The organism is Burkholderia sp. M6-3 (genome assembly GCF_050858985.1).
Classification (GTDB): Bacteria; Pseudomonadota; Gammaproteobacteria; order Burkholderiales; family Burkholderiaceae; genus Paraburkholderia; species Paraburkholderia caledonica.
On sequence record NZ_CP110090.1, the window covers coordinates 2,102,628 to 2,127,022 of the forward strand.

Sequence of the window (24,395 nt, forward strand, 5' to 3'; positions counted from 1 at the left end):
CGCGGTCGGACCGCGCGGGCGGCACGCGATGCGGATCATGACGACTTGCGCACGCGCAGATACCAGTCACAGAGCAAGCGCACCTGCTTCGGCGTATAGCCCTTCGCCACCATCCGGTTGACGAAGTCTTCGTGCTTGCGTTGTTCTTCCGCCGAGCCTTTGGCGTTGAACGAGATGACAGGCAGCAACTCCTCCGTGTTCGAGAACATCTTCTTTTCGATCACCACGCGTAGCTTCTCGTAGCTGATCCACGCAGGATTCTTCCCTGCATTTGCAGCTCTCGCGCGCAACACGAAGTTCACGATCTCGTTGCGGAAATCCTTCGGGTTGCTGATGCCGGCGGGCTTCTCGATCTTCTCCAGCTCGGCGTTCAATGCCGCGCGGTCGAAGCTCTCGCCAGTGTCGTGATCGCGGAACTCCTGATCCTGAATCCAGAAGTCGGCATACGTCACATAGCGATCGAAAATGTTCTGCCCATATTCGGAGTACGACTCCAGATAAGCGGTCTGAATCTCCTTACCGATGAATTCCGCGTAGCGCGAGGCAAGCACGTCTTTAATGAACGACAGATACTTCTGCTCGGTTTCCGGTGGGAACTGCTCGCGCTCGATCTGCTGTTCGAGCACGTACATCAGGTGCACCGGATTCGCCGCGACTTCGGTCGAATCGAAGTTGAACACGCGCGACAGAATCTTGAACGCGAAGCGGGTCGACACGCCGGTCATCCCTTCATCCACGCCCGCGAAGTCGCGATACTCCTGGTACGACTTCGCCTTCGGATCGGTGTCCTTCAGATTCTCGCCGTCGTAGACCTGCATCTTCGAAAAGAGGCTCGAATTTTCAGGCTCCTGCAAGCGCGTGAGCACCGACATCTGCGCCATCATTTTCAATGTGCCGGGAGCGCATACCGCATTGGCGAGCGACGAATTGCGCAACAGCTTCTCGTAGATCTTGATCTCTTCCGAGTAGCGCAGGCAGTACGGCACTTTCACGACGAAGATCCGGTCGAGCAATGCTTCGTTGTTGCGGTTGTTGCGGAATGCCTTCCACTCCGACTCGTTCGAGTGCGCGAGAATCACGCCGTCAAAAGGAATCGCGCCGAAGCCTTCCGTGCCCTTGAAGTTGCCTTCCTGGGTCGCCGTCAGCAGCGGGTGCAACACCTTGATCGGCGCCTTGAACATTTCGACGAATTCGAGCAGGCCCTGATTCGCGAGACACAAGCCACCCGAGTAGCTATATGCGTCCGCATCGTCTTGCGCATACTGTTCGAGCTTGCGGATGTCCACCTTACCGACGAGCGAGGAGATGTCCTGATTGTTCTCGTCGCCAGGCTCCGTTTTGGCGATACCGATTTGCCGCAGGATGGACGGATAGCGCCGCACCACGCGGAATTTACGGATGTCGCCGTTGTACTCGTGCAGGCGTTTGACCGCCCACGGGCTCAGAATGCTTTTCAGGTAGCGGCGTGGTATGCCGTATTGCTCTTCGAGGATCGGACCGTCCTCGTCGTAGTCGAACAAACCGAGCGGCGATTCGTTCACGGGCGAACCCTTGATCGCGTAGAACGGCACGCGCTCCATGAGCTGCTTCAGGCGTTCCGCGATCGACGATTTGCCGCCGCCGACCGGGCCTAACAGATACAGAATCTGCTTCTTCTCTTCAAGCCCCTGGGCCGAGTGCCGGAAGTAGGCGACGACCTGCTCGATCACCTCTTCCATTCCGTAGAACTCACGGAATGCGGGGTATACCTTGATGACCTTGTTCGCGAAGATGCGCGACAGACGCGGATCGTTGCGAGTATCGATCTGTTCGGGTTCTCCGATTGCCGTCAACATGCGTTCGCCAGCCGTGGCGTACGCGGCGGGATTGTCTTTGCAGAGCGCGAGATACTCCTCGAGCGAGAGTTCGTCCTCTCGTGTTTTCTCGAAGCGGGTCGCGAAACTGCTGTAGATATCCATGCTACCTCCTCGCCGAAGTCTAGACCGATGTCGTGCGCGGCGCGCTATTCGGAAACGACATCGCTCGAATTCATCCTAAACCCTTTTAAATTTTTTTTCACGAACTACGTTGCGAAAATCGCGCCGCATTCGCCTCCCAACATTCATCACTTGGAAAGCGTGTTTCGACGACCTACAATCTTGCGCGTCGAACGATCGAACAGCCCGCTCACCGAGTCACTCCAACACTTACATTCACGCGATGGCTGCACACGCACACCGCGTACCTTGAAGCCAGCGCCTTGCAAAATTCGCGCTACGTCCCCGCTCTTTTTGCTATCGCACTTTTCTTCCTAACGCTTGGACATGCGTTTGGTCTACATGTCTTCGCATCTGTTACATGTCGGTCGACCACCGTTGCGTGCGCGGTCCGCCGGCGCAGTTCCATGCTGTTCGTCCATGTACGCGAGGTTTTGTTCCATCGCGATTCACATCCACTCAGAAATCGTTGTGCCGCTCTCCGTGCTTCGCTATCGAGCCGCCGGTTTCCCTGCTTCGCCGCTTTGACATAACCGCGTCGACGACATGGTTGCCTGCATCGCTCGCACTCACTCATACCTGTTGCAGAATGTGCGCCACCGGTGTCGCGCATGTATGTTTCTTACCGCTCGCGGCCGCTCTGTTCGCTCGCTGTTCGCTCTCTTCGCTCTCCGTTAACTGGATAACGGCGCGGTATTCAAACGGTTCAATAGGGTATACGGCTAAGCAGTAAGCGCAGACGCATCAAATGTAAAACGGCCGCCCATTGGCAGCCGTTAAACGCGGTGTTTGTAATGCGCCGTTACAAGAACGACATGCGATAGAAACCGGGCACCGTGTCACATCACACAGTGTCACGGCTTCAGGTCAGTTCGATCTCGACCTCTCCAAGTCCGTCGATATGGCCGCGCACAACGCCGGGTTTGCCCACATTGTGCGCACCGACATAAGAGCCCGTGGTCAAAGTCCACTCCGGCTCGATCGTGATGCCCATGGCGGCGCAATGGTTGACGAACCACACCAGCAGTTCGCGCGGATCGCCCGCCGGATTACCGGTCGCGTCCGGCACGAGCGAATCGCCGTCGAAGCTCAGTTCCAGTTCCGGCGAAACGAAATCGAAGCCGCGCGCGAGTCCCGCGTACGGCACCGGGTGGCCGGTGATCAATGCTCCGTTATTCTGGGCATCGGCGAGTTGGGCGAGAGGCGCGACGTTGGGCCATTCCGCAAAGCGGCTATCGACGATCTCGATGGCCGGCAGCACTTCGCCGACCAGCGCGAGAACCTCGTCGCGCGCGTAGGCACGGCCGCGGGGCTCGATCGCCTCGGAGAAGCGGAACGCGATCTCAAGTTCGAGCAGCACGCGAAAGAAGCCCGCGTGAGCCACTCGCGCGGGCGAAGGCAGCACGAGCGAAGCGGGGATCGGCGCGCCAGAGGCGGCTCCGCCGGGCACCTTCGCGCCGATCTTCCACGCACCGGTGGAGTCGCCGAGACCCGCGATAACCGCCTGCTGGATCGCGTAAGCGGTGGCGGCGTCCGGCGGCATCTGTTCGGGCACGAGCCCGTCGATCGGGCGATGCTGCCGCCGTGCTTCGACGAGGCGGTGCGCGAGGTCGTGTGGCGTCATGTCGGTCCTTTATGGCTGGCGCATTTAACGGCTACTGCAGCGCGGTGGTTAGCGATGGTTCGCGGTGGTCAAGAGTGGTAAAGCGCGACGAGACGTGCTGCGCAGCGGTTTGCGCGGCAGCGCCCTCTTCAGGACCGGACAGCCGACAGCCGCGATCCGGTCACGAATTACCGTAGCCGCGCCCGTCAATGTACCGGATCGTGAAGCCCGCCAGGGCGTCGGCCGCTCGACAAACGCGACTTAATGCACACGCCATAAAAAAACCGCGCTTACATATGCAAGCGCGGTCTTTTTTTGCAGGCGGCTCAGCCGCCACGGCTTCCGCAGCCGACGCGTCGGGAACGATCATTGCAACGCACACTCCCACGGCCCGAGCGGCGTACAGGCCACTACATTAGACGTCCGGTCAGAACGTTTCCCAGTCCTGATCGCTGCCGGCGCTGGCGACGGCCGCAGCCTTCGCAGGCGCACGCGGCGCCGGAGCGGCTTTCGGTGCGGCGGGCGCGGGTGCCGGCGCGGCTGCTGCCGAAGGCGCGGGAGCAGCGCTTACATGCTGAACCGGCGCCGTGGCGCTTGCGCGTGGGGCTGCACGAGGCGCCGACCGCGGCACAGCCGGGGCGACCCGAGCAGGCGTCGGCAGATGTCGGGACAGCGAGCCGCCCGACATTTGCGCGCCACCGTCTTCGAGCTGGAACACGGCGACCGCGCTGCGCAGCTTGCCGGCCTGGTCTTCCAGAGAAGACGCCGCTGCGGCCGCTTCTTCGACGAGAGCGGCATTTTGCTGCGTCACTTCGTCCATCTGGGTGACGGCGCGCGCCACCTGGTCGATACCGCTGCTCTGCTCTTCGGAGGCCGCGGCGATTTCGCCCATGATGTCGGTCACGCGCTGCACCGCGCCAATGATCTCAGTCATCGTGCGACCCGCTTCGTCGACGAGCGCCGAGCCCGACTGCACGCGGTCCACCGACGTATCGATCAGCTCCTTGATTTCCTTGGCCGCCGCCGACGAGCGTTGTGCAAGGCTGCGCACTTCGCCCGCGACGACCGCAAAACCGCGCCCGTCTTCGCCGGCACGCGCAGCTTCCACAGCCGCATTCAGCGCGAGGATGTTGGTCTGAAACGCGATTCCTTCGATGATCGAAATGATGTCGGCGATCTTCGCGGAACTCTGGTTGATCTCGCCCATCGTGCCGACCACCTGGCCGACCACCGCGCTGCCCTTGTTGGCGATTTCCGATGCATTGGCCGCGAGCGAGCTTGCCTGGCGGGCGTTCTCGGCGTTCTGCTTCACAGTGCCGGTCAATTCTTCCATGCTCGACGCCGTTTCTTGCAACGCGGACGCCTGCTCTTCCGTGCGCGACGACAGGTCGATGTTGCCTGCCGCGATCTCACGCGTCGCGGTCGCAATCGACTCGCTCCCGCCGCGCACCGCGCGCACCGTTTCGGTGAGACTGCGCTGCATCTTCGCGATACCTTCGAGCACCTGCCCCATTTCGTCGCGCGATGTGATGACGACCTGACGGCGCAGGTCGCCTGCGGCGATCGCGTCGAAATGACCCAGCGCCTCGGCGAGCGGGCGGGCGATTGCCCGGCTGAGCGCCACATACGACAGCACCGCCGCGAGGACACCGGCGAACAGCGCGCCGAGGCTGACCATGCGGAACATCTCGAAGCTCGACTGAGCGGATTCGAAACCCTCCCGGGCCTGATCGAACTGATATTTGCTGAGCGCCTCGTCGGCAGTGGCGAGTTCGTTGTAGGCGATCTGCAGGCGTTTGGCGCCGTCGATCAACTTGCTCTGGTCGCCAGCCGTGACGATTGCTGAGAACGCGTCGGCTTGTTGATGCAGTGCATCGCGCTTGCCGACCACGACTTGCGTGAGGCGGTCTTCGTCGGGCTCACGCGGCAGGTCCATGTATTTCTTCCACCACATGTCGGAGGTGGTACGCATGCCGCGCGCGCGCTCCAGCGTCGCCGTGGCCTCGGGCGTACCGATCATGAACGCTGCGCGGTCGAGTGCAAGACGCTCGCGCGCCGCGAACAACTCGGCGTTGCCGATGTTGACCGCGCTCGGCATCGAGTTGGTGAACGTATCCTTGTACGCGTCGTTAGAACGGCCCATGCCGAATAGACCGAATGCGCCGATGCCAACGAGAAGCGCTGCGAGAAAAGCCATCGTCAGGCCGATCCGCGCCTTGATCGAAATTCCTTTGTTCAACATGCTTGTTCCTGTAAGTAGACGGATGAGAGCGTGTTTAGACGTCTTGCTCTATTAGCCTCGTTTACGGCAAGTAAGCGGGATACTTGAAGCGCTTATCGTCTGAAGAAAGTCGTTTCGCCGAAGTTAGCAAGAAATGCAAGGAAGATCGGGCGGGGGTGCGGTGCGGGGATGGGATGTGATGCGTGAAGCCGGGTTGACGGACGCTGACGTTTGGTGGCAGTGAGCGTTGGCGGCGTGGGAATGTTGACGTGGTGAACCGGCTACCTGCTATCTGGCTAACTGGCCGGCGGGCTCGACACTCGGCGGTTCGGCAGACGAGCAGATCGGCGGGAGCAAGAAACGAGGCGGCGTGGAGCGTGTCAAGCGCGACGGGTGCACGGCATATTCAACAGGCACCGCACGCGCCCCGAACATCGCAGCACGGCATGCAAGGATCGACGCCAGCCGCCCGACGCCTCCCTCATCCCGACACTCAGCCTTCCACTTCATCCCGCGTGGGAATCGACGGTTGCGCGCCCGCGCGCGTGACCGACAGCGCCGCGGCACGCTGCGCGAAGCGGATCGCTGCCTCCACGCTCGCACCCTGCGCAAGTTGCGCGGCGAAACCGCCGATGAAGGTGTCGCCGGCCGCCGTCGTATCGACGGCTTTGACCTTCGGCGCGTCGTACAAGGCCGGCGCCGCGCCTTCGAGCGCCGCCTGCACACCGCGCGGGCCGAGCGTCACCAGCACGTTGCGCGCGCCGGCCGCGCGCAACACGGCAGCCGCAGTGGCCGCTTCTTCGGGCGAGCCGACGGGCAAGCCGGTCAACGTCGCTGCTTCCAGTTCGTTCGGTATCAGATAGTCGATGAGCGGCAGCCACTCGGCGGGAAGCGGACCCGTGGCCGGCGCCGGATTCAGAATGACCGTCTTGCCGAGCCGCCGCGCCGTGGCCAGCGCCGCTTGCACCGTGTCGAGCGGCGTTTCGAGCTGGCAGATCACCACGTCAGCGGCGGACAGAACCGCTTCATGACGCGCAATAGTGTCGGGCGTCACTTCACCATTGCTGCCCGCAACGATGACAATCGCGTTCTGACTCGCATCGTCGACGACGATCAGCGCGACGCCCGTCGCCTCACGGCCGGTCTCAACCGCCGCGCAATCGATGCCTTCCGCTTCGAGCCCCGCACGCAACTGGGCGCCGTTCGCGTCCGCGCCGACACAGCCGAGCATCGACACCTGCGCGCCGAGTCTGGCCGCGGCCACCGCCTGGTTGCCGCCCTTGCCGCCCGCGACCTGCGCGAACGTGCGGCCAGCCAGCGTTTCGCCGGGATGCGGCAAACGCGGCGCGCGCGCGACCAGATCCATGTTCAGACTGCCGACTACTGCCACGCGTGCACGCGTTTCGTTACTTGACACTCGTTTCTCCCGAAATCCAGCTTTCCAAACCTGCCGATGTGCTTTGCGGTTCGACACACGTCCGAGCGGGAACTCCGCGCTCAAGCCGCGAGATCGCGTTTTCCCACGCCGGCCCATGCCGACGTCGATTCGCGCACGATGAGCCGCGGCGAGACCACACGTCGACGACCGGCTGGCCGCGCGCTCGCCGACGACTTGCCCGCGATGCGTTCGATCAGCGTCTGAGCCGCCATGTCGCCGAGCGCGCGCACCGATTGCCCGACTGTCGACAGCGCCGGATACGTGAAGCGTCCGAGTTCGATGTCGTCGAAACCGATGATCGAACAGTCGCGTGGCACGCTGATATTGCGCTCCGCCGCGGCGCGCAACGCGCCGATGCCCATCATGTCGTTGCATGCAAAAATGGCCGACGGCTTGAGCGTGTCGAACAGTTGCGCCGCCGCGCGATGCCCGCCGGTTCCCGAAAAGTCGCTTTCGACGATCGCATTGGGCGGAATCTCGATGCCGCGTTCGGTCATTGCGCGGATAAAGCCGTGGACCCGCATCGCGCTCACCGCCGTCTCGACCGGTCCGCTGATGCAGCCGATCTGCACATGTCCAAGTTCGAGCAGATGACGGGTAGCCAGATACGCACCCTTTTCATGGTCGATCTGCACGAGATCGGCGTTCACGCCTTCAATATTGCGGTCGACGATCACGAGGGGCTCGCGCGCGTCGGCGAGAGTCTGCGCGAGTACCGCGTCGTCGCCGGCAGACGCGACGATCAATCCGTCGATCCGCTTTTCCTGCAGCACGCGCAAATAGTTGCGCTGCTTCGCTGGGTCGTCGTCGGAATTGCAGAAGAACACACAATAGCCGTTGCGGGCGCAACCGTCCTCGATGCCCCGCGCGAGCTCCGCAAAATACGGGTTCGTACTGTTCGGCACGACGAGTCCGATGGTCGCGGTGGCGCGCGCCTTCAGCGAACGGGCCACCGCCGACGGCACATAGTGAAGCTGGCGAATGGCGTGCTCGACCTTCGCGCGCACGTCTGCCGACACGGGACGCGAGTTGTTCACCACGTGGGACACCGTGGTGAATGACACGCCCGCCACGGCCGCTACATCCTTGATCGTCGCCATAACCTGTTGCTCTCCCGCCTGTTTTTCCCGCCGGTCATGCTTACTGCAGACCTGCAAGACATCCTTATCGAAGGCACGTCACACTCGTCAATTCTTACGCTTTACCGCAAACAGCCCTGCAACCGCCCGACACGCGCTAATCTTCCGGGCGTCAGGCACGCTTGCGGCGGCTGCGGTATGTATCCAGCACCACTGCCACCACGATCACCGCGCCTGTAATCATGCGTTTGGTCGGCTCGTTCGCGCCGATCTGCGCGAGCCCGGCCGCCAGCACCGAAATGATCAACACGCCAAAAAATGTACTGATAACCGAACCGCGCCCGCCCATGAGACTCGTTCCGCCAATCACGACCGCCGCGATCACCTGGAGTTCCACGCCGACGCCCGCGTTCGGATCGGCCGCCTCCAGACGCGAAATCTGGAATAGCGACGCGAGGCCCGCGAGCGCGCCCATCAGGGCGAACACGATTACCTTGTAAGGCCGCGGATTGACGCCCGCGAGCCGCACGGCCTCCTCGTTGGTGCCGATGCCGACCAGATAACGGCCAAACACCGTGCGCGTCAGCGCGAGTTGCGCGATCACCATTACCGCCACCGCGATCAGGAACGCCGGCGAAATGCCGACCGCGATCGGGTTCGACAGGAAGTCGAACGCGTCGCCGATGTACGCGGTGCGCGAATTTGTCATCTGATAGGCGAGACCGCGCGCTGCTTCAAGCACGCCGAGCGACACGATGAACGACGGAATCCGCCAGCCGACCGTGACCGCGCCCGTGATCGTGCCGGTCAGCGCGGCGGCGGCGACGCCGAGCAGCGCCGCCGGCAACGGCCCCCAGCCCCACTTCAGCGCCGCCACGCTCACCACGGAGGCGCCGAGTGCCAGCACGGAACCGACCGACAGATCGATGCCCGCAATGATCAGCACAAACGTCATGCCGACCGACATCACGACCAGATCCGGAATCTGATTGGCGATCGTGCTGAACGTGTCGTACGTCAGAAAGTGTGAACTCAGCAGCGAGAACAACACGATCATGCCAAGCAGTGCGCCGGCAAGGCCGAGGTAATTCGAGAATCCCAGCCGCGTGCCGGCCGGCTTGCCGCTCGCGAGCGGCGCGGATGGATCGGCCGCGACTGCGTTCACCTTCCCGTTTGCGTTAGTGTCGCCGTTTGCAGCCGCTCCGCCCTGCTTTGCGCCCGACGTTTCGCGCAACGATTGATCGGTCATGACAAACTCCCTGCTTCATTGGTATCGAGTGTGTGCAACAGCGCTTCGCGGCTGCGGTAGCCGGCAAAAGCGGCGGCCAGCAACGCGTCCTGCGACCATGTATCGCGTTCGAACACACCCGTCAGGCTTCCTGCGGACATCACGCCGATCCGGTCGCAGATCAGCATCAGCTCACGCAGGTCGCTCGACACCACGACGAGCGCGCGTCCTTCACGAGCCAGCGCGCCCATCAAGCCATAAATATCGAACTTGGCGCCGACGTCGATGCCGCGCGTAGGTTCGTCGAATAACAGCACGCGGCAATCGCGCGCGAGCCAGCGGCCGATCACGACCTTCTGCTGGTTGCCGCCCGACAGCTCGCCGACAATCTGCCCCGGTCCGGAGCTGCGAATCCGCATTGCGTCGATCTGCTTTTTCGCCAGCGCGTTTTCGCGCTTTGCATCGACGATGCCGTGCCGCGCCACGCTGCCGATATTGCCGAGCGACACGTTGGCCGCAATGGGCTGCGGCAACAGCAGACCCTCGCCCTTGCGGTCTTCGGTGATGAGCGCGATCCCCGCGCGCACCGCGTCCGACGGCGAATCGATCTGCACCGGCGTGGGCGGCGCGCCCGGCGTGGCGGCCAGCGCCACCGTGCCGCCGTCTTTCGGATCAGCGCCGTAAATCAGCCGCATCAACTCCGTGCGGCCCGCGCCGATCAGACCGCTGACGCCAAAAATCTCGCCCGCGCGGACTTCGAACGACACGTCGCGCACGACCTTGCCGCGCGTGAGCCGATCCACTTTCAGCAGCGGCGCGCCGATATTGCGCACGCCGAGATCGATCTGCTCGCCCAGTTCGCGGCCGACCATCCACGTGACGATTTCGTCGCTCGTCAGATTGGCCATCGCGTCGACGTGCACGAGACGCCCGTCGCGCAGCACCGCAATCTGCTCGGCGACTCGCGCCAGCTCCTCGAGCCGGTGCGAGATATAGACCAGCGCGACGCCGCGCGCCTTGAGCCTGTCGATCTGCTCGAACAGCAGATCGACTTCGCGCGCGGTCAGCATCGCCGTTGGCTCGTCGAGGATCAGCACGCGGCAATCGTCGATCAGGTTGCGGGCGATCTCCACCATCTGCTGATGGCCGATACCGAGCTCGCCGACAAGCGTATCCGGATGGATCGCGTCGAGCCCGACCTGCGCCATCGCGTGACGCGCATCCTCACGCAGCTTGCGCCGGTCGATCCAGCCGAAGCTGAACGCGCCCGCGCGCGGCAAGCGGTTCAAAAACAGGTTTTCCGCGACCGACAACGTGGGCAGCAGATTCAGCTCCTGCATCACCATACGCACGCCGAGCGCTTCGGCTTCGGTCCGGCTAGCCGGCGCGTAAGGCTGGCCCGCGAGGCGCATGGTGCCGGCGGTCGGCTCGACAAGGCCGCCGATGATCTTGGACAACGTGCTCTTGCCGGCGCCGTTCTCGCCGGTGAGCGCCAATACCTCGCCGGCGCGCAACGACAGTGACACGTCGGCGAGCACGGGTTCGGCGTAAGTCTTGCCAATGCCGCTAACGGACAGAATGGCAGGCAAGGCGTCGTGGTCGGTTGAATCCATCGCGATCCTGTTTCACCGCGTCAGGCGCGCCTCGTACGATTGGCTCGACGAGGGCGCGTCCGGCGCCGTGTGGTCAATGCCGGCCCAGTGCGCGGAATGCGCAGGCGCTAAGGCTGCGCTCCCTCCGCCGCGCAGCCGCCGTCATGACGCTTACCTCTGAATTAACGGCGGCCCGGCAGGTTTCTTGAGCGGCTATTGAGCGTCCATTGAAAAGTAAGCGCGGAGTCGTTGTTTTTTGGGCGGCGCTTGTGTTCTGGTTTGGCCTGGTTGTGGACCGGTTGTAGCCCGGTTGTGGCTTCGTGGTGGCGCGGCTGCGGTCTTTGCTTCGGCCTTGCTTTGCCATCGGCTTTGCTTCCGCCTCGGCTTTCACCGAGACCTGGCACACCCGCCGCCCGCATGACTTTTGTCACTCCGAGCCACCACTACAGCCACTACCAGACCCCATTCACGGCAAGACTCCAGCCGCGTTTGCGTCGCCTCGTCCGCGCGACTCCGCGCGCCCTGCCAGTCGATCAGGGTCGGCTCAGCGACGCTTACTTCGTCACCAGATCGCACGGCGTTTCCACCACGCCCGACAACTGCGATTGCTTCTTGTGCTCGCTCAAGGCCTTCAGCGCGGTATCGATACCGAACACAGCCTGCTTCGCGGCGTACTGGTCGGCGGTGGCGAGCACGCGGCCGTCTTTCAGCATCGGCTTGATCGCGTTGATGTTGTCGTAACCGACCACCAGCACCTTGCCTTGCTTACCTGCCGCGCGCACTGCGGAGACCGCGCCGATCGCCATGTTGTCGTTGCCCGCGAGCAGCGCCTTCAGGTTCGGGTACTCGTTGAGCATGGCCGACGCAACTGCATTGCCCTTGTCGATTTCCCATTCACCCGACTGCACCGAGACGACCTTCGCGCCGACGGTCTGCATCGCGTCCTTGAAGCCCGCGGTGCGCTGCTGCGCATTGGTCGTGGTCGAAACCCCCTCGATGATGCCGACCTCGTCGCCCGCCTTCAGCTTCTTCGCGAGGTAGTCGCCGACCTTTTGCGCGCCCTTGCGGTTATCAGGTCCGACGAACGGCACGTTCAGGTCCTTCGACTTCAACACGTCGGGGTCCAGCCGGTTGTCGATATTCACGACGATGATGCCCGCGTCCACGGCCTTCTTGACGACCGGCACGAGCGCCTTAGAATCGGCCGGAGCCAGCACGATCGCGTCCACCTTCGACACGATCATCTGTTCGACGATGCGAATCTGGTTCGCCGTATCGGTTTCGTCCTTGATGCCGTTCGTGATCAGGTCGAACTGCGACGAGTTGTGCTTCTGGTAGTCCTTCGCGCCGGTTTCCATGGTCAGGAAGAACTCGTTGGCGAGCGACTTCATCACCAGCGCGACTTTCGGCTTATGCGCGGGTGCGTTCTGAGCATAGGCGGCGGAAAACGGCAAAGCGGTGCTAGCGGTGGCGAGGATTGCGGCCGCGACGATGCGGCGGCGAATGCGGTTGCTCATGCATATCTCCTGGGTTTGTCGGCTCAAGGTCGAACCGTATTTTTAGTTACGCGCAAACGTTTGCGGGACTCATTCTCAGCGCAGTGCGACCGGATTGTCAACGAATCGTGGTGTTGCAGTGCACCGGCACGCACAAACTGCAGTGTGCTGCCAGTCTTGCGCAGACGGCCCCTCGCCTCGCGCCGAAACGTGAGCCGTGCGTCTGTGCTGGTGGTGTGTAGCAATAGGTCCTCGCTCGGTCCGCGCGTGACGGTCTTGCCGCCGGCTGCAACTTCGGCAGTCGGCGGGCCGCCTATGCTGGACTTTTATTGCGCCGCATGCAAGCGGGGACCACACATTGGCGTGAGTCGGATCAGAGCCAGCCGGCCTTACGGAAACGCAAGTAAAGGATGACGTCGACGGTCAGCATGATCGCGAGGCACAGCGGATAGCCGTAGCGGAAATGCAGTTCCGGAATGTTCTGGAAGTTCATGCCGTAGATACCGGCGATCATGGTGGGCACGGCAAACAGCGCGGCGAACGAACCGAGCCGTTTGGTCACTTCGTTCTCCGCCAGCGAGATCATGCCGAGGTTCACCTGCACCGCGGTCACGACCATTTCCCGCCGTCCGTCGATGATGCGCACGATCCGGTCAAGATGATCGTAAACATCGCGAAAGTAAGCTTGCATGCCTTCGCAAACGCTCGGAATGCGACCGCCCGTCAGCTTGCTGATCGCCTCCTGCAACGGCGCGATGTGATGCTGAAGAATCACGAGGCGCCGTTTCAACGAATACAGATCCTGGATGATCGCGCGCGAACCCGCCGAGTCGTTATGCTCGAAGATGCGGTCTTCGATCGCTTCGATTTCGGTGTTCATCGCCTCGACGATCGGAAAATAGCGGTCGACAATGTCGTCGGCGAGCGCATACAGCACGAACGCCGCGCCCGCCTTGAGCAACTGCGGCTCGCGCTCGCAGCGTGCGCGCACATTCTGAAAGCCCGTGCGGGTGCCGCGCCGCACTGACAGCACGTAGTTAGCTCCGACGAATACGTCTACTTCACCGATCAGCAGTTCGCAATCCTCGTCCATCTCCAAGGTATGCATCACGGCGAACAACGACTCGCCGTACTCTTCGATTTTCGGACGCTGATGTCCGTTCTGCGCGTCTTCGATCGCGAGGTCGTGCAGGCCGAATTCATGCTTCATCACTGCGAGTTCGCCGGGGCCCGGGTCTTTCAGCGCGACCCAGACGAAGCATTCGGGACGGGCCACATAGTCGCTGATGCTATCGATGTCGATGTCTGCCAGCTTCCGGCCGTCCTGATAGGCGGCACAATTGATCAGCATGTTGATTACCCTGAAAGCGAACAGAGCGGCCTTGCAACGCGTTGCGTATGCGTAGCCCGGTCTGCATGAATGGAGTGCGATAGCCGCCATGTTAAGGGCTGTCGGCGGCTCTCACGTATCGAATTGTTAAGCGGCGCAAATAGCGTGCAAGGACGCGCACATCCGACCTTGCGTGCCGCCGCGTTCTTCTTCATGATCGTTGCAAACAGCGAAACTAGGGAGACCGCAATGTGCTACATCAGCTGGATTGCCAGCATGGGTCCGGCGTTGGGCGTTGGCGCCGTCAATGCAATCGGGCTGCAAGCTAATAGCAAGTTTGCGCGCGAATCGCAACGCGTGGCAATCGAAGCGCAGGGTCAATTTTCGTGAGCCGTCTGATCTTTATTTGCGGTCACGCGGGCACGGGCAAGACGACCCTCGCAAGGAAACTGATCGGCCCGCTGATGAAAGCAACGGGTTCGCCGTTCTGTCTGCTGGACAAGGACACGCTGTACGGCAGCTATAGCGCAGCCGCAATGCACATGCTGACCGGCAACGCGAACGATCGGGACAGCCCGCTTTTCCTCGAGCATCTGCGTGAGCCGGAGTATCGGGGTCTCGTCGAAACCGCGCGCGACAATCTGGAACTGGGCGTGAGCGCGCTGGTAGTCGCGCCGCTCTCGCGTGAAGTCCGCGAGCGGCGGCTTTTCGATCGCGCCTGGCTCGGGATCGGCGAAGAAGTCACCGTGCGGGTCGTGTGGGTGCAGGTGCCGGAGGAGACGGCGCATCAGCGGATCATGGAACGCGCCAATCCGAGCGACGCATACAAGCTCGCGCATTGGGACGAGTACCGGCAGCGGCGCTTCGTGCCGTCCGGCGACATGTGCAGCGATCTGCTGATGTTCGACAACACTGCGCCGAGCGCTGCGGATCATGACGCACTGCTCACGCGCATTCTCGGCGCACCGCAGGTGGCGTCGGCAACGGTGCCTCCGCTGCCTGTGTGATGGCCGCGCTGCGGCGCAACGTCAAGCAGGCGCAGCATGACGAAGCAAACGAAAAACGCCCCGCATGCGGGGCGTTCGTTTGCGTCGACACTGCTTGTTAAACGGTCGCTGCGCTTTGCAGCGACTCCAACGCTTGTCCTTCGTACAACTGGCCGAAGCGATTGCCAAGGAACTCGCGCAACGAGACCTGTTCCTGACGCACGAAACCGCGTTGCGGCAACTTCTTTTCGCGGAACAGATCCAGCACTGCGCACATCGCGCCCGCCGTGGTGATCTGAATCGCGCTCATCGGCACGCCGCAAATCGTCTTCGCGAAGATCTTGCGCGTGAACACTTCCTGCACGAGCTGACCGTCGCGCATGCCGCTTACCGTGATGAACACGAGCACCACGTCCTGTGCGGTCGACGGCACCGAGCGGCGCATGATCGTTTTCAGCGTGTCGCGGTCGCTCGAAAGACGCAAGTCCTCAAGCAGAAATTGCATCAGGTTGCGGTGGCCCGGATAGCGTACCGACTTGTAATCGAGCGATTCGACGCGGCCCGACAGCGTTTCGCACAGCGTGCCAAGACCGCCCGACGTGTTGAACGCCTCGTACTCGGTGCCGTCGAGCGAAAAATGTTCGAGACCTTCGAGCGGCTGCACCCACTGCGTGCGGCTGTCGCGGATCGCTTCGCACGGCTGGCAGTATTCGTTGATGAGGCCGTCCACGCTCCACGTGAGGTTGTACTTCAGCGCATTGGTCGGGAACTGCGGCAGCGCGCCGACGCGCATCTTGACGTCGCGAATTTCGGTGAAGCGGTTCGCCAGTTCGTGCGCGGCAATGCCGATGAACCCCGGCGCGAGACCGCACTGCGGCATGAACGCGTGATCGGCGTCGTCGGCGATCGCGCGGATTGCGTGAGTGGCGCGGACGTCCTCGGTCAGGTCGAAGTAATGGACACCTGCGCCCTTCGCGGCAGCGGCCACGTTCACCGCGAGGTAATACGGCAGCGCGTTGATGAGCGCGTCGAAGCCATGAACCGCGGCACGCAGCGCGGCTGCATCGGCGGAGTCCACGCGGCGGGTTGAAATTCCCTGCGCGGCTAGTTTGTCGAGCGCATGCTGATCGCGGTCGAACGCGACGACGTCGTAGTCGCCGGTTTCGCGCAGCATATGGGCGATGGTGTGACCGATCAAACCTGCACCAACGATGGCAACTTTCATATTCTTCTCCTTTGTCGATCAGAGTTGGCGCTTTAGCGCTTACTCTGATCCCACGCACAGCGGTCGATCAGAGTTGGCGCTTTAGCTGTCGACTGGAGTTCGCGCTTTAGCGCGTTACTCCAGTCCCATGCAAAGCACTTACTTTGATCCCATGCACAGCGGTCGATCAGAGTTGGCGCTTCAGCACTTACTCTGGTCCCACGCACAGCGGTCGACCGAAGCCAGCGCTTCCGCGCCTGTCCGGCCTTTTCTGTGCGCTGTCTCCAGTTTCAGAATGCACCGCCCATGAAGGCGCGGCGCGCGGCGGGCTGAACCCTTGAGCGACAGTTTAGGGAGAAGCAAAAACAGTTCATACACGCAAAATGCTGCGCAATGACTACCGACTTCGACGTTTTGACGAACCACCCCGACGAAACGTCGAAAACGCATTAAAACGACGTAAAAGCATGCAGCACTTCACACCATCCCGCGGTCGATCTTGCGCGCGAGAATGATCGAGGTCGTGGTCCGCTCCACGCCTTCCAGCCCGCCGATCTGATCGAGCAGATCGTTCAGACGATCCGGCGAATCCGCTCGCAGCCAGGCCACGTAATCGAACTCGCCGCTCACTGCGCATAACAGTTGCACCTCGGGCATCTTGCCGAGGCGCTTCTGCACGGCCGGCCCATGCTTCGGCGCGATGATGATGCCCACGTACGCGTAGATGCTCGAATCGAGCACGTCCTGGCCGAGCCGCACGCTGTAGCCCGCAATCACGTTGCTGCGCTCGAGCCGCGCAATTCTCGCGATCACGGTGGTGCGCGCCACGTCGAGTTGGCGAGCGAGATTGGCGACGCTCTCGCGCGCGTTCGCCTGAAGCAGCGCTACCAGGTTGCGGTCGAGATCGTCGAGTTGGTCGAGGCGCGGAGGTCTCATCGGGGGAGAAGAAAGTGGTCGCAGTGCTGCGGATTATCGCGCGTCTTCAGTGTCAGGCGGCAAGCATCACGCGCCGAAACGCTCTATCACGAAGTCGATGAAACTGGTGAGCTTCGGCGTGGCCCGCCGGTCGCGCGGATAGACGAGATGCACCGGCGCGCCTTCAGGCAAATGCTCTTCCAGCACCGACACCAGTTCGCCGCTCGCAATCTCGCGTGCGAGCAGCGCCTCCGGCTGCAACACGAGGCCAAAGCCGCGCAAGGCGGCCACCTTCAACGCCTGACCGTTGTTCGCGCGAAAGCGCCCCGCGCGCAACGCGTTTTCGGCGGCGCTTTCACCGCCCAGGCGCCATGCGCCCTCGCGGCCCCAATGGAGAAAACCGAGGCATTCGTGATGCGCGAGATCAGCGGGTGTACGTGGAATGCCCGCTCGCGCGAGATACGCCGGCGACGCACAGGCGCGCATGCGATAGGGTTTCAACGGCCGCGCGACGAAGCTCGAATCCTGCAACTGACCGATGCGCACGGCGGCGTCGAAGCCCTCTTCCACCAGGTCGGTCATGCGGTTCGACAGGTCGAGCTCGAGCGTGACCTCGGGCCACTCGCTCAGATAGTCGGTCATCGCAGGAGAAAATATCTCGACGCCATAGGTGAGCGGCACTGTTACCTTGAGCACGCCGCGCGGCGCGGCGGCCATGGACTCCGCGAGCGACTCTGCATCCTTCACGTCGGCGAGAATGCGCCTGCATTGCTCGTAGTATTGGCGCCCGATTTCCGTGAGGCTTTGACGGCGGGTCGTACGCGTGAGCAAGCGCGTGCCGAGCCGGGCTTCGAGCGAGCGGATGTGTTTGCCGACCATCGCCGACGAAATCTCGAAGCGCTCTGCCGCCGCTGTCAGGCTGCCCGCCTCGACCACGGCCACGAAAATCTCCATGCTGACGAATTTATCCACCCGCTATTTCCTGTTCGTTTCGGTTGTAAGCGTTTGTCGCATAAGAGCCGCATTGTAGGGATAACGTGTTACTAATAGCGCCCACGGCCAGGTTGAGCGATCCGCACGTAGTGCTGTCGCGCGCGATGTGGCGCATTGCCGGGACCGCTCGCCGCACGCCTTGTCCCACTTCCAATTCGAACAGACATCAGGAGTTTCGATGAAAAAAGCACTGGTCATGCTGGCCTCCGCAGTCGCGATGAGCGGCGCATTCGCACAAGCGTCCGCACCTGTTGCGGCGTCTTCGGGCACGACGGCTTCCGCAGCCGTCGCGAAAGGCGGTCATGAGCGCAATGTCGAAGACCGCATCGCCTATCTGCATTCGCAACTGAAGATCACGCCGGAACAGGAAACGCAGTGGAAGGCGTTCGCCGATGTCATGCGCGGCAACGGCGAGACGATGGGCAAACTGTTCAAGCAGCGCCGCGCCGCCACGAGCGTGTCTGCTCTCGACGACATGAAGCAGTACGCGACCATCGCACAGGCGCACGCAGACGGCATGAAAAAGCTGGTGGACGCATTCGATCCGCTTTACAACAGCTTCTCGCCCGAACAGAAGAAGCTCGCCGATGTAACGTTCCGTCAACATGGCGCAGACGGCCGGCCGCGTCATCATGGCAAGGGTAAGGGCGACAAGTCGGCACCGGCTGCGGCGAGCGACGCCACGGTCAAGCCGTAACTGAGCGGCCACGCGACTCATCTGGCACACGCGCCTGGCGCAACTTCGGCACGGGGCGCGTTGCGGTTCTTGCCGCACCGTGCCCGACGTGCCCAAAAAGGCCGGCAACCGGATGCGTCTGGCATGATGCAGGTCCGCGATAGCCGACGCGAAGTCGCGACGTCGCCGTCAACAACCCTTTGCCTGCATCATGAACGATCTGAAAAACCTCGACTTGCGCGATGATCCCGCCGCCCGGCGTGTCGTCAAAGACGAAACGGTGAATGTCGAATTCGCCGCCACGCACGGCGAACTGATGAGCCTGGAAGGCCCCAATCGCTACCTGCCTGGTGACGCCTTGATCACCGGATCGACCGGCGACCGCTGGGTCGTTTCGCGCGAGCGCTTCGACGCCAAATACGTTCCGGCCGACGCAGCACGTTCGCATGGCGAGGCCGGCGCATATCGCAATCGCCCCGCCGTCGTGCTCGCAAAACAGATGAACGATGCGTTCTCGCTAGCCCGCTCGGCGACCGGCGGCGACGTGCTGCGTGGCGCGGCCGGCGACTGGATCATGCAATACGCGCCGGGCGATTACGGCGTCGTGCAGGCCGCGCGCTTCGCGAAGGTCTACCGTCTCGCAGACTGAAACCGTCACGCGAACTCGTCGCCGAGATCCACCGTGACTTCGCGCGGCACCGCTTCGCCGTTCGCATACTGCTCCTCGAGCGAGCCGATGCTCGCCTCCACATACGCGCGCAACACCGCGAAGCTGCGGCCCCGCAAGCGCGCGGGCAACGCGCGGTAACGCGCGAGCGCCGCCGGCGCGATTTCCACCGTCATCACGATACGCCGTGCGGCCGCGCCGAAGCGCATGGCCACCCAGTGAATCGCGAGCGTCGGCGTGCCGTCTTCGGCCGGCCGTTGGATAAACTGTGTCTGCTCTGGAAAGAGATCGCTGATAACGCGCGCCAGTTCCTCGAACTCAGGATTCGCGCAGTCGTATTGGTAAGCTTCCATGGATGTGCCGAAAGAGAGTAATCCAGCCGTAGCAGGCGGCCGATTGTAAAGCAGCGACCGCGAGCACAGGCTGTGAGCACGGGCTGTAAAGCACCGGCTGTATTGCACCGCTGCGCTAGCGAGGCAGTTCCGACATGCGCTCGGCGCCCGGCCGCCTGAACACCCGGAACAGCAGCCCCGCTACGACGAGCGCTCCTAATGCATAGACGGCATCGACTGCGGCAAGCGGCACGAGTTGCGCCTGGAACAGTGCGGCGGGCACGTCCACGAGCGCATGCAACACGATAGCGAGCGGCAGGATCCCGCGCCAGCCCGCCCGCAGGCCGCGCCACATCAGCACCGACAAGCCGATCTGAAAAATCAGCGCGGCGACGCGTTCGAGCGCAAAGATACCGGCTGTTTGCGGCGTCAGGCTGGCGAGTATCAGATGGATGCGCATCAACGATTCGGTCGGCAGGTTGCTCAGATAACCGTCCAGTTCACCGCGATTTTCCAGCACCGCAAACAGAATCCATTGAATCTGCACCAGCACGCCGACGAGCCACGCTTCCGCGCCGCCATGACCGAGGCCGTAGGTGAGCGCGGTGCCGTCATCGGTGCGCGTAGCGTGCGTCGTTGAAGCCACCGCTGACGCACTCGCGGCAGCCTTCGCCGCAGCACTAGCCGCCGCACGTTTCATCAGCAGGCGCATGCCGATGAAGCGCCCCACTTCCTCGCAGATGCCTGCCGCGAGCGCACCGTAGACGACGAACGCGAGCGGATTCGACAGAAAGGTGGCCGTCGCCTCGTTCCGATGCAGCATGTAGTCGTTCAACGCGCGCTCGATCACCATGGCGAACAACGCGAACACGGCGATGCCGGCGATCGCGTCGCGCGGCTTTAGCGCGAGCGGCCGGCGCAGGCGGCGGTAAAGGACAAAGGGCAAAGCGGCGACCAGCAGCGTCGCGAGGACGAGGCTCGACAGGGTAAGCGGTGCAACAACCATGAGTTTCCTTGCGATGACAGGCGCGCAACCGCTGCGCGCCGCAGCCCGAATCATCGCAGATCGGCGGAAAATCGGCCTGGAAGCTCGCGCGGACGTCGGCTCAAGCGATGGCCTTCACGTCAACTTGACGTCGACGCGCGGACGATCAGTTCGCCCGGCAACAGGCAGTCGCGCGCGCCCGTCTGCACGCCTTCGATGCGCTCATGCAGGAACTCTACCGCCCGGTAGCCGATGTCGTAGGTCGGCTGACGGATGGTTGTAACGCCGGTCAATTCCGCCCAGTCCGGGTCGTCGATGGAAAGCAGCGCGACGCGTGCCTGCCAGCCGGCGCCGTACCGCGCCTTCAGATGCAGCGCAAGCCGTAACGCGACGGGCGCATTGGCCGCGAATACCGCGACGCGCGCGGCGTTGCTGACGGCGCCCGCGTGTTCGCTCGACGCGTCGATCGCGCGGTCCAGCGCCGTGAGGCTTTGATCCGCCTGCTGTGCGTCCGCGAGATCTAGTACGAGCGTGTGGCCGCGCGCAGTGTGCGCGCCCGCCGCTTCATGAGCGGCCATGGCTTCACGGAACGCCGCCTCGCGCAGCCGCCGCGAGCTGACCTGCTCGAACGGCTGCACGACGAACCAGATGTCGCGAAACCCGCAGTCGAGCAGATGACGTGTGCCGAGTTCCGCAGCCGCCCGGTTGTCGAGCCCGACGATATCGGCGACGAGTCCTTCGACGGAGCGGTCCACCAGCACCGCCGGGATTCCGCCTCCGCCCACGGGGCGCAGCGTTTCCTCGCGCACGCCGAGCGCATTCACGATCACGCCTTCGACGCGGTACGTGGTCAGCAATTGCAGATAGCGCCGCTCCATTTCCACTTCGTTGGCCGCATGGCAGATGAGCGGCATCAGGCCGAGCGCGTGGCACGCGGCTTCGACGCCTTGCAGCACCTCGACGGTGTAGGGATTGGTGAGGTCGGCGAGCAGCATGCCGATCAGCCGGTTGCGGCCACGCTTTAGCCCCCGCGCCATCTGGTTGGGCTGATAGTCGAGCCGTTCGATAGCGGCCTCGATACGCGCGCGCAACTCCGGCGACAACACACTCATCTCGCCGTTCAGATATCGCGAGATGCTGGTTTTGCCGGTGCCCGCTTCGCGCGCGACATCGGTGATCGTTGCGCGGCGCGGTGCGGCCTGGCGAGTCGGCGCAGTGCTCATCGGAGCCACGCAGTCCAGCGCGCGACGCACGCGCCGGCAGGCAAACGCTTATTCACGGCGCTCTTCACTGTTGCAGCACTTCGCGATTGACAATGTTGATCGTGAGCGTGCCGTTCAGCGCGGCGACGAGATTTTCTGCAGCGTTGCGCGCCATCGCATGGCGCGTCTCGTGCGTCGCCGAACCGATATGCGGCAGCGCCACCACATTTGCCAGCTTGAGAAGCGGCGAGTCGGCCGGCAGCGGCTCGGTCTCGAACACGTCGAGACCCGCGCCGTGAATCGTGCCGTTTTGCAGCGCCTCGATCAGTGCGATTTCGTCGACGGTCGCACCGCGCGACGCATTGATAAGAATCGCGCTTTTCTTCATCGAGCTGAGTTCCTTCGCGCCGATCATGTGCCGCGTTTGCGGCGTGAGCGGCACCTGCAGACAGACGAAGTCGGCGTTGGCGAGCAGTTCCGGCAACTCGACGCGCCGCGCGCCGTAAGCGTCTTCCGCCTCGCGGTTCGCGCTGCGGTTCGTGTAGAGCACCTTCATGTTGAAGCCGAGCGCCGCGCGCCGCGCGACCGCGCCGCCAATGCGCCCGAGCCCGACGATGCCGAGCGTCTTGCCCTGCACGTCCACGCCGAATTGCGCGGGCCCGATGCTGTGCTGCCACTGCCCCGCCTTGACCCATGCGGCGAGTTCGACCACGCGGCGCGCCGACGCGAGAATCAGCGAAAAGACCGTGTCGGCGGTCGATTCCGTCAACACGTCCGGCGTATGCGCGAGCACGATGCCGCGCTGCGTGAGATCGGCGACATCGAACTGATCGAAGCCGACGGAGATCGTCGACAGCGCCTTTAACCGCGTCGCGCCTTCCAGCATCGCCGGCGTTATCTTCACGCTCGCGCCGATGCCGCCGTCCGCGTCGCACAAAGCGGCGACGAGCGCGTCATGCTGGGCGGGATCCACCTGCACGACTTCCACGTGCTGTTGCAGATACGCGAGCACATCTTCAGGCAGTGACTTCCAGGCGACGATCTTCTTCATCGGCTTATTTTCCTTGCAACGGTGTGGCGAGCTTGTGCGGCGTTTCAACCGTCTGCTGTTGCGGCTTGACGATCAGCGTGAGGATCACCGCGGCGATCAGCGCCACGCTCATGAATGCATACGATGCCGCGGGCGTCCCAGTCGCGCCGTTCAGATAACCGACCACATACGAGCCGACGAACGAACCGAGCGCGCCCATGCTGTTGATCAACGCCATCGCGCCGCCCGCGACGTTCTTCGGCAGCAGTTCCGGCACGATCGCGAAGAACGGGCCGTACGGCGCGTACATCGCGGCGCCTGCAATCACGAGCGACGCATACGACAGCCAGAAATGCGTGGAGCCCAGCGCATACGACGCCGCGAACGCAATCGCGCCGATCAGCAGGAACGGCCAGACGAACACTTTACGGCGGTTGAGTTTATCCGATGCCCACGACGCCGCAAGCATCGCGATGGTCGCGGCGAGATACGGCAGCGCCGACAGCCAGCCGGTCTCGACCATGCCGAGCGTGGAGCCGTTCTTCAGGATCGACGGCAGCCACAGCACGAAACCATAGACGCCGATGCTCCAGCAGAAGTACTGCGCGCACAGCTTGATCACAGCCGACGAGCGGAACGCTTCGCTGTAATTGCGCACCGGCTTGATCGCGGCCTGCTCGGCTCGCAGCGTTTGCGCAAGATCGTCCTTCTGCTGCTGCGTGAGCCAGGACACCTGCTGCGGTTTGTCCTGCACGATGAACCACCAGCACACCGCCCACAGAATCGCGGGAATGCCTTCGGCGATGAACATATTGCGCCAGCCGAACGAATGCACGAGATAGCCGGATACCACGGACATCCACAGCACCGTAACCGGATTGCCGAGAATCAGAAACGTGTTGGCGCGCGAGCGCTCGCTCTTCGTGAACCAGTTGCTGATGAAGATCAGCATGGCCGGCATCACCGCGGCTTCGACCACGCCGAGCACGAAGCGGATCACCATGAGCGACGGAATATTGCTGACCATGCCGGTCAGCGCCGCGCAACCGCCCCACAGCACGAGGCTCCAGAACACGAGCTTCTTGACGCTGCGGCGCTCGGCGTAGATCGCGCCCGGAATCTGAAAGAAGAAATAGCCGAGGAAGAACAGCGCGCCGATCAGCGAAGAAAGTCCCTTGCTGATGCCGAGGTCCTGGTTGATGCCGGCCGCCGCCGCGAAACCGTAGTTTGCGCGATCGAGGTAAGCGAGGCTGTAGGTGATGAATACGATCGGCATGATCGTCCACCAGCGGCGAATGGCGAGAGATGAAGTCATGGGTGTCTCCTTAACGGCTTCCCGAAACAATGATGAGCTGAGCTTGTGCGGCGCTTGCCAAGCGCTCTTGCTGTTATCGATGCAGCCCGGCTTGCGGCTCCGTTCAGAACCGCGATGCTGTCGGGCT

General features: G+C 63.0%; 21 protein-coding genes. 4 read left to right on the forward strand and 17 right to left on the reverse strand.

All coding sequences use genetic code 11. The features are described from left to right. Window positions 1-35 precede the first annotated feature (35 nt). From OH764_RS09085 to corA, 9 genes are all read right to left on the reverse strand, one after another. A complete protein-coding gene (locus OH764_RS09085; RefSeq protein ID WP_013339422.1) occupies window positions 36-1,958 on the reverse strand; it encodes a PrkA family serine protein kinase in 1,923 nt (640 codons plus the stop codon). A gap of 880 nt (window positions 1,959-2,838) precedes the next feature. Beyond that, a complete protein-coding gene (locus tag OH764_RS09090; protein WP_498846540.1) occupies window positions 2,839-3,600 on the reverse strand; it encodes a 2-keto-4-pentenoate hydratase in 762 nt (253 codons plus the stop codon). Between the two features lie 406 nt (window positions 3,601-4,006). Continuing rightward, window positions 4,007-5,821 carry a methyl-accepting chemotaxis protein gene (locus OH764_RS09095; RefSeq protein ID WP_498846541.1) on the reverse strand — a complete coding sequence of 605 codons (1,815 nt, stop codon included), beginning with the start codon at window positions 5,819-5,821 and terminating at the stop codon, window positions 4,007-4,009. Window positions 5,822-6,293: 472 nt separating this feature from the next. Then, window positions 6,294-7,217, reverse strand: a complete 924-nt coding sequence (gene rbsK, locus OH764_RS09100; RefSeq protein WP_498846542.1) for a ribokinase — start codon at window positions 7,215-7,217, stop codon at window positions 6,294-6,296. Between the two features lie 80 nt (window positions 7,218-7,297). Further along, on the reverse strand, window positions 7,298-8,338 hold the full coding sequence (locus tag OH764_RS09105) for a LacI family DNA-binding transcriptional regulator (RefSeq protein ID WP_498846543.1): 1,041 nt from the start codon (window positions 8,336-8,338) through the stop codon (window positions 7,298-7,300). Window positions 8,339-8,489: 151 nt separating this feature from the next. Continuing rightward, window positions 8,490-9,566, reverse strand: a complete 1,077-nt coding sequence (locus OH764_RS09110; RefSeq protein ID WP_498846544.1) for an ABC transporter permease — start codon at window positions 9,564-9,566, stop codon at window positions 8,490-8,492. Then, complete coding sequence (locus tag OH764_RS09115) at window positions 9,563-11,158, reverse strand: sugar ABC transporter ATP-binding protein (protein ID WP_498846545.1); 1,596 nt, start codon at window positions 11,156-11,158, stop codon at window positions 9,563-9,565. The genes OH764_RS09110 and OH764_RS09115 overlap by 4 nt, the downstream gene beginning before the upstream one ends. 533 nt (window positions 11,159-11,691) lie before the next feature. Then, window positions 11,692-12,654, reverse strand: a complete 963-nt coding sequence (locus OH764_RS09120; RefSeq protein WP_498846546.1) for a sugar ABC transporter substrate-binding protein — start codon at window positions 12,652-12,654, stop codon at window positions 11,692-11,694. Between the two features lie 352 nt (window positions 12,655-13,006). Further along, a complete protein-coding gene (gene corA, locus OH764_RS09125; protein ID WP_498846547.1) occupies window positions 13,007-13,984 on the reverse strand; it encodes a magnesium and cobalt transport protein CorA in 978 nt (325 codons plus the stop codon). Between the two features lie 228 nt (window positions 13,985-14,212). Here corA and OH764_RS09130 point away from each other — a divergent pair, with 228 nt between their 5' ends. Both OH764_RS09130 and OH764_RS09135 read left to right on the forward strand, forming a co-directional pair. Beyond that, complete coding sequence (locus OH764_RS09130) at window positions 14,213-14,353, forward strand: cytochrome bd-I oxidase subunit CydX (RefSeq protein WP_498846548.1); 141 nt, start codon at window positions 14,213-14,215, stop codon at window positions 14,351-14,353. Next, window positions 14,350-14,970 (forward strand): P-loop nucleotide/nucleoside kinase family protein, encoded by a 621-nt coding sequence (locus tag OH764_RS09135; protein ID WP_498846549.1) that lies wholly within the window; start codon window positions 14,350-14,352, stop codon window positions 14,968-14,970. Before OH764_RS09130 ends, OH764_RS09135 begins: the two co-directional genes overlap by 4 nt. A gap of 97 nt (window positions 14,971-15,067) precedes the next feature. On the opposite strand, the gene OH764_RS09140 is transcribed toward OH764_RS09135, so the two are convergent. From OH764_RS09140 to OH764_RS09150, 3 genes are all read right to left on the reverse strand, one after another. Then, window positions 15,068-16,174 (reverse strand): saccharopine dehydrogenase family protein, encoded by a 1,107-nt coding sequence (locus tag OH764_RS09140; protein ID WP_110405111.1) that lies wholly within the window; start codon window positions 16,172-16,174, stop codon window positions 15,068-15,070. 456 nt (window positions 16,175-16,630) lie between these two features. Then, window positions 16,631-17,089 (reverse strand): Lrp/AsnC family transcriptional regulator, encoded by a 459-nt coding sequence (locus OH764_RS09145; RefSeq protein ID WP_020070238.1) that lies wholly within the window; start codon window positions 17,087-17,089, stop codon window positions 16,631-16,633. A 66-nt stretch (window positions 17,090-17,155) separates the two neighbouring features. Then, window positions 17,156-18,040, reverse strand: coding sequence for a LysR family transcriptional regulator (locus OH764_RS09150; protein ID WP_088176691.1), 885 nt, complete (start codon window positions 18,038-18,040; stop codon window positions 17,156-17,158). A gap of 199 nt (window positions 18,041-18,239) precedes the next feature. On the opposite strand from OH764_RS09150, the gene OH764_RS09155 reads away from it, so the two are divergent. Then, a complete protein-coding gene (locus OH764_RS09155) occupies window positions 18,240-18,758 on the forward strand; it encodes a Spy/CpxP family protein refolding chaperone (RefSeq protein WP_498846550.1) in 519 nt (172 codons plus the stop codon). Window positions 18,759-18,948: 190 nt separating this feature from the next. After that, window positions 18,949-19,386, forward strand: coding sequence for a PGDYG domain-containing protein (locus tag OH764_RS09160; protein ID WP_498846551.1), 438 nt, complete (start codon window positions 18,949-18,951; stop codon window positions 19,384-19,386). 5 nt (window positions 19,387-19,391) lie between these two features. Here the strand turns inward: OH764_RS09160 and OH764_RS09165 are convergent, their stop codons facing one another. The 5 genes from OH764_RS09165 to OH764_RS09185 all read right to left on the reverse strand — a co-directional run bounded on the left by OH764_RS09165 (window position 19,392) and on the right by OH764_RS09185 (window position 24,268). Further along, window positions 19,392-19,757, reverse strand: a complete 366-nt coding sequence (locus OH764_RS09165) for a DUF3022 domain-containing protein (protein WP_020070234.1) — start codon at window positions 19,755-19,757, stop codon at window positions 19,392-19,394. Window positions 19,758-19,872: 115 nt separating this feature from the next. Then, window positions 19,873-20,742 carry a YhfC family intramembrane metalloprotease gene (locus OH764_RS09170; protein ID WP_498846552.1) on the reverse strand — a complete coding sequence of 290 codons (870 nt, stop codon included), beginning with the start codon at window positions 20,740-20,742 and terminating at the stop codon, window positions 19,873-19,875. Between the two features lie 119 nt (window positions 20,743-20,861). After that, window positions 20,862-21,944 carry a LacI family DNA-binding transcriptional regulator gene (locus OH764_RS09175; RefSeq protein ID WP_498846553.1) on the reverse strand — a complete coding sequence of 361 codons (1,083 nt, stop codon included), beginning with the start codon at window positions 21,942-21,944 and terminating at the stop codon, window positions 20,862-20,864. Between the two features lie 64 nt (window positions 21,945-22,008). Then, window positions 22,009-22,974, reverse strand: a complete 966-nt coding sequence (locus OH764_RS09180) for a 2-hydroxyacid dehydrogenase (protein WP_498846554.1) — start codon at window positions 22,972-22,974, stop codon at window positions 22,009-22,011. 4 nt (window positions 22,975-22,978) lie between these two features. Beyond that, on the reverse strand, window positions 22,979-24,268 hold the full coding sequence (locus OH764_RS09185) for an MFS transporter (RefSeq protein ID WP_498846555.1): 1,290 nt from the start codon (window positions 24,266-24,268) through the stop codon (window positions 22,979-22,981). Window positions 24,269-24,395 lie beyond the last annotated feature (127 nt).

Excerpts from the sequence above, each read along its gene's own strand:
- OH764_RS09155 (WP_498846550.1), top strand. The coding sequence starts at position 18,240 with ATGAAAAAAGCACTGGTCATGCTGGCCTCCGCAGTCGCGATGAGCGGC.
- OH764_RS09095 (WP_498846541.1), bottom strand. The coding sequence starts at position 5,821 with ATGTTGAACAAAGGAATTTCGATCAAGGCGCGGATCGGCCTGACGATG.
- OH764_RS09165 (WP_020070234.1), bottom strand. The coding sequence starts at position 19,757 with ATGGAAGCTTACCAATACGACTGCGCGAATCCTGAGTTCGAGGAACTG.
- OH764_RS09085 (WP_013339422.1), bottom strand. The coding sequence starts at position 1,958 with ATGGATATCTACAGCAGTTTCGCGACCCGCTTCGAGAAAACACGAGAG.
- corA (WP_498846547.1), bottom strand. The coding sequence starts at position 13,984 with ATGCTGATCAATTGTGCCGCCTATCAGGACGGCCGGAAGCTGGCAGAC.
- OH764_RS09130 (WP_498846548.1), top strand. The coding sequence starts at position 14,213 with ATGTGCTACATCAGCTGGATTGCCAGCATGGGTCCGGCGTTGGGCGTT.
- OH764_RS09175 (WP_498846553.1), bottom strand. The coding sequence starts at position 21,944 with ATGAGCACTGCGCCGACTCGCCAGGCCGCACCGCGCCGCGCAACGATC.
- OH764_RS09120 (WP_498846546.1), bottom strand. The coding sequence starts at position 12,654 with ATGAGCAACCGCATTCGCCGCCGCATCGTCGCGGCCGCAATCCTCGCC.
- OH764_RS09105 (WP_498846543.1), bottom strand. The coding sequence starts at position 8,338 with ATGGCGACGATCAAGGATGTAGCGGCCGTGGCGGGCGTGTCATTCACC.
- OH764_RS09115 (WP_498846545.1), bottom strand. The coding sequence starts at position 11,158 with ATGGATTCAACCGACCACGACGCCTTGCCTGCCATTCTGTCCGTTAGC.
- OH764_RS09145 (WP_020070238.1), bottom strand. The coding sequence starts at position 17,089 with ATGAGACCTCCGCGCCTCGACCAACTCGACGATCTCGACCGCAACCTG.
- OH764_RS09090 (WP_498846540.1), bottom strand. The coding sequence starts at position 3,600 with ATGACGCCACACGACCTCGCGCACCGCCTCGTCGAAGCACGGCGGCAG.
- OH764_RS09180 (WP_498846554.1), bottom strand. The coding sequence starts at position 22,974 with ATGAAGAAGATCGTCGCCTGGAAGTCACTGCCTGAAGATGTGCTCGCG.
- OH764_RS09185 (WP_498846555.1), bottom strand. The coding sequence starts at position 24,268 with ATGACTTCATCTCTCGCCATTCGCCGCTGGTGGACGATCATGCCGATC.
- OH764_RS09160 (WP_498846551.1), top strand. The coding sequence starts at position 18,949 with ATGAACGATCTGAAAAACCTCGACTTGCGCGATGATCCCGCCGCCCGG.
- OH764_RS09110 (WP_498846544.1), bottom strand. The coding sequence starts at position 9,566 with ATGACCGATCAATCGTTGCGCGAAACGTCGGGCGCAAAGCAGGGCGGA.
- OH764_RS09140 (WP_110405111.1), bottom strand. The coding sequence starts at position 16,174 with ATGAAAGTTGCCATCGTTGGTGCAGGTTTGATCGGTCACACCATCGCC.
- OH764_RS09170 (WP_498846552.1), bottom strand. The coding sequence starts at position 20,742 with ATGGTTGTTGCACCGCTTACCCTGTCGAGCCTCGTCCTCGCGACGCTG.